The organism is Kitasatospora sp. NPDC058406 (assembly GCF_042722765.1).
Lineage (GTDB): Bacteria > Actinomycetota > Actinomycetes > Streptomycetales > Streptomycetaceae > Kitasatospora.
In genome coordinates this window covers 58,477-59,257 of record NZ_JBHXKE010000021.1, presented here as the reverse complement: position 1 = coordinate 59,257, position 781 = coordinate 58,477, and the positions used below count along the sequence as shown (strand labels likewise).

Here is a 781-nt window from a genome sequence, read left to right as displayed (position 1 = left end):
GGGGCCGCCTCCCGGGGGGGGTGTCGGCCCCCCCGCCACGGTGGTACCGGCCCGGTGTCAGCCCGGGAGGACCAGCCCGGTCCCTCCGGCGCCGAGGCCCGGACGGACGGCGGGGGCGGCGCCGTTCTGCTGGAGGCGGTCGACCAGGAGCGCGGCGAGCGTGCCCAGTTCCTCCTCGGTGCGGGACTGCGCGGTGACGTCCATGCCGACGGTGAGCACACCGTTGACCTGGCCCGTCCGGGCGGTGCGCAGCGGGGTGCAGGTGAAGCTGAAGATCTGCTGGATCCGCTGGGCCTCGGGCCGGGCGGACTGGATGCGGACGTCGTTGAGCACGGTGGTGCGGCCGGTGTGGTACGCCTCGGAGACCGCCTGCTGGAGGCCGGCGATGCCGAGCTGCGGGTAGGCCTGGCCGATCGTGCCGTACGCCGCGGGGGCGCCGAAGATGTCGGCGTGCTGGGCGTTGGCGTAGCGGATCTCCTGACCGGGGCCGTCGGTGAGCATGATCGGGAAGGGCGAGCCGTCGAAGGCCGCGAACATCTCCTGCTGCTGGGCGAGCAGGTTGTCGCGCAGCCGGATCTCGGAGAGCAGGGCCTCGGCGAGGTGCTGGATGTCGCGCAGCCGCTCGCGTCCCCACTGGCGGGGTTCGCGGTCGAGGACGCAGACGGTGCCGATGACGGTGTTGGTGTCGTGGCCGCGCGGGTCGCCGCGGTAGGCGCGGACGCCCAGCTCGTCGAAGAACGGGGGAACGGCGAACCCGGGGGGGGGGCGGCTGTAGGGCAGG

The 781-nt window shown here is 74.3% G+C and carries 1 protein-coding gene; it reads right to left on the bottom strand.

The window, feature by feature from the left end:
• Positions 1–57: 57 nt before the first annotated feature.
• Positions 58–781 (bottom strand): PAS domain-containing protein (locus ACFWOG_RS06820; protein WP_380355481.1); only part of this gene is annotated, 724 nt, incomplete at its 5' end.